This window comes from Chamaesiphon polymorphus CCALA 037 (assembly GCF_003003845.1).
GTDB lineage: Bacteria > Cyanobacteriota > Cyanobacteriia > Cyanobacteriales > Chamaesiphonaceae > Chamaesiphon > Chamaesiphon polymorphus.
Window position 1 is genome coordinate 1 of the sequence record NZ_PVWO01000538.1, and the last position, 3734, is coordinate 3734.

At 48.0% G+C, this 3734-nt stretch carries 2 protein-coding genes; one reads left to right on the plus strand and one right to left on the minus strand.

The window, feature by feature from the left end:
* Positions 1–601, plus strand: a 601-nt coding sequence (locus C7B77_RS25955) for an MFS transporter (protein WP_146138523.1), incomplete at its 5' end; no start/stop codon positions are given.
* Positions 602–1110: 509 nt separating this feature from the next.
* On the opposite strand, the gene pheT is transcribed toward C7B77_RS25955, so the two are convergent.
* Positions 1111–3579, minus strand: a complete 2469-nt coding sequence (gene pheT, locus C7B77_RS25960; RefSeq protein WP_106311799.1) for a phenylalanine--tRNA ligase subunit beta — start codon at positions 3577–3579, stop codon at positions 1111–1113.
* Positions 3580–3734 lie beyond the last annotated feature (155 nt).

Genomic DNA, 3734 nt, shown 5'->3' on the forward strand with positions numbered 1-3734 from the left:
ATTTCGATATCTTCGCACCAATAAAATTTTATTAAGTGCCATGCTGCAAGTGGCGGTATTATCTTTTACGATCGCTGCATTGCCCGTGCTCTCAATCGAACTGACGAAAGAAGTAGGCTTGAAACCAGAACAGTTTGGCTCATTGGTAGCCGCCGCTGGAATTGGATTAGTCTTTGGAGCTGGGGTTTTAGGCCATTTTGGCAACCGGATTCAACAAAAATCACTACCACTAATTGGATTTATTGGTATGAGTGCGGTGATGGCCATATTTACATTTGTCAATAACATCCGCATTGGTTTGCTCTGTGGTGGGATTTTGGGATTTGGCGCGTCATTAATTGCCGTACCGATGCAAACGCTCATCCAAGAAAAAACACCAGAATCGATGCGCGGCAAAGTGTTTGGGTTTCAGAATAATGCGATTAATATTGCCGTAGCCGTCCCTCTCTTAATTGTTGGCCCGTTGACCGAGCAATTTGGCCTCCAGCGAGTATTATGGGTGATGAGTGGCATTGTCACGCTCGCGGGGGTTTTAGCCTGGAATAGTACTCGTCATGTGTTGGAAGATGCCATGCAGGAAGAAAGCTCGCATGAATCTTGAGTTAATGGGAGCGGGGGAGACAAGGAGCAATTTATCCGCAATCTGCAATCCGTCTTGACTCAAACACATGCTCCTCCATTCTCCGCGTGGTTGCATCCGCAAAATCCAAAATAGTCTGAGCTGGCGCAGATCTGATGGCGACTGTGGAAGCGGCGAGCGGATATAGGTGAAATGGCTGATGGCGGTGTGTCTACGATCGGGTTATCTTTGTGATGTGAGGTTGGTTATAGCTAATTAGGTCGGTAACCAACATCAAAAATTTTTTTAGTAACTGCTGCTCTCATTTGCATCTGTTTACGAAAGGAAATCGGGGTTTTAAATTTGAATGGCAATCGTTAGTAATCTAACGACTGCCATTTTTTTATACCCATTAGATCTTTGACTGCGCTAGAGCTTTGTGACTCACCATCCTCACCATTTGGGTTGCCCAATCTAGACTACTCTTATAAGCCATACCGCCAACTTTGAGGGTCTCTTTTTAACCACAGCGAGGTGATGAGATATCGCTCCTAGCTCCGGAGAGTTACACGAAATTTCTCGACTAAAACATCGCGAATTTTTTGTTGTAACGGCTCGACATCGGTATCGGTTAAAGTGCGATCGAGTGCGCGATAGATCGATCGAATTGCCAGACTCCGTTGTCCGTCGGGGACATTAGCACCGCGATATTCGTCGAAGACTTCGACGTCTTCTAATAACTCACCGCCAGCTTTGACGATCGATTTTTTAATATCTGCTAAAGATAGATCGATCGGGGCAAAGAAAGCAATATCTCGATCGGATGCGGGATAGGTAGAATAACTTTTAAATACTGGTACTAACCGCTCTTCGGCTGCGAGATAATTGAGGATCGGATCGAGGTTAAGTTGGAAGACATATACCTCCGCTGGGAGATCTTTTTCCTGACGGAGTTGGGGGTGTAATTGTCCGAAGTAACCCAATTTTTGACCCTCTAACCATAATGACGCCGTGCGCCCTGGATGCAGTTTTTCATCCGATCGATCTGCTTGATATTCTACCGGGATATTCAGGCTCTGACAGACGCTATCGAGCATTCCCTTGGCTTCATACCAGGTGAGGGGTTGAGGCTTACCGCCAGTCGTCCAGCGTCCGACACCAGGATCGCCACCGACGATGCCTGCTAAGACATCGGTTTCTGTCAAACCTGTCTCATCGCGTCCGAAGACTTTACTAATTTCAAAGGCTTGGAATGCGCCATTACCTTGGGCGAGATTGGTTTGGAAACTTTGAATCAAACCGGAGATTAATTCCGATCTCAAAGTAGAATATTCGGCAAACATCGGGTTGACGATTTCGACTTGCGAGCCGTTATTTAATTTCTCAATGGCATATGAATACTGGACGACTTCATTTAAACCCACAGCCCGAAACGCCGCCCGAATTTGGCGCAATAATTCCTCATCTAAAGACAGGAAACCCGCCGCTGATTCTGATGGCAACGTATCCATGAATCGATCGTAACCATACAGGCGGGCAACTTCTTCAATTAAGTCAATTTCCCGTTCCAAATCGCGGTAACGGTAAGGCGGTACCACAACATCCCAGACGGTTTCTTCTTTATCGTCTAACGTCGCTGTCAATTGACATCCCAACGCTGTTAGCGTGCGCTCGACATCTGCGGTACTAATTTCCCCAGGTTCGCCATCATCATCGATCGGCCCTAAGATTTGATTCAATCGTACCAACCGCAGTTTAATCGTGCGTGGCTGTAGGGTCAAGTCTGGACGACGATCGCTGACATCTTGACAGCTAATCTTACCACCAGCTAGCTGAACGAGTAACTCGATCGCCCGATGAGTGGCTGTCTCTAGCTCTGCAAAGTTGACACCCCGTTCGTACCGCGTCGATGCTTCCGATCTCATGCCGCCTTGGCTCCGTGCCGATTTCCGCACCGCGACGGGATCGAAAATCGCCGCTTCGAGGACAATGTTTTGAGTGCTTTCGTCCACCTCGGTATTTTCGCCACCCATGACACCTGCTAGGGCAACGGGGGTATCGCTAACGGTAATTAGGAGATTTTGAGCGTTGAGCTGGCGTTCTTGCCCGTCTAGCGTCTTTAATGTCTCTCCTTGCTTCTGGCTGTTGCGAACGCCCATCTGGATGGTTTGGTTGCCGCTGACTGCTTGCAATTTATCCGCATCAAAGGCATGTAGCGGTTGTCCCCATTCCAGCAGGATGTAATTAGTCACATCCACGACGTTATTAATCGGGCGAATACCAGCCGATTGGAGACGACGTTGGAGCCATTCTGGCGATGGACTAACTCGAACGCCCTCAATCAGCGTAGCTGAATAAACGGGGCACGCCTGAGTTTCGCTGACGCTGACAGTAAGTTGCGGTTGCTTGGCAATTGCCGACATATCGACAGCAGGTAATTTCAATTTTCCCCCTGTGAGCGCGGCGACTTCTCTAGCAATCCCTACCATACTCAGCGCGTCGGCACGATTGGCAGTGGAAGAGAGATCGAGAACGATCTCATCTAAGCCTAATAATGGGCGCACGTCGGTACCGATGGCTGGTGTTTGGGGATCTTCGCTTTCGCCAAAGATATAAATTCCTTCCGAATCTTTAGTCAAACCCAATTCTGAGAGCGAACAAATCATCCCTTCCGATTTTTCGCCCCGTAGCTTCGCAGGTTTGATTTTTAAGTCAACTTTGGGTAAATAAGTCCCCACGGTAGCAACAGCCACATGAATGCCCGCACGGACATTTGCCGCACCACAGACGATTTGCAGCGGTTCCTCGCCGCCGACATCGACGGTACAAACGCTTAATTTATCGGCATTGGGATGTTGAATTCGCGTCAGCACTCGCCCGACGACAACACCATCCGCCCAAGTGCTACGATCCTCGATCGATTCAACCTCAAATCCAGCCAGTGTCAAGGTTTGCGCCAACGTTTCCGGATCTAGTTGGCAGTCTACTAGTTCTTTTAACCAATTTAGAGCGATATACATTTAATTTAATCAAGCTGATGAGCATCGTTGGCGCAACCTCCCCAAAGGAGAATCTCGCGCTTATCTATTGTCATACAGATTGGCTTTAGTGTCAGGAGTAGGCGAGGATACAATTTATTCCCGATCTTTTTGTCAAAATTACCAAAATGGGATAT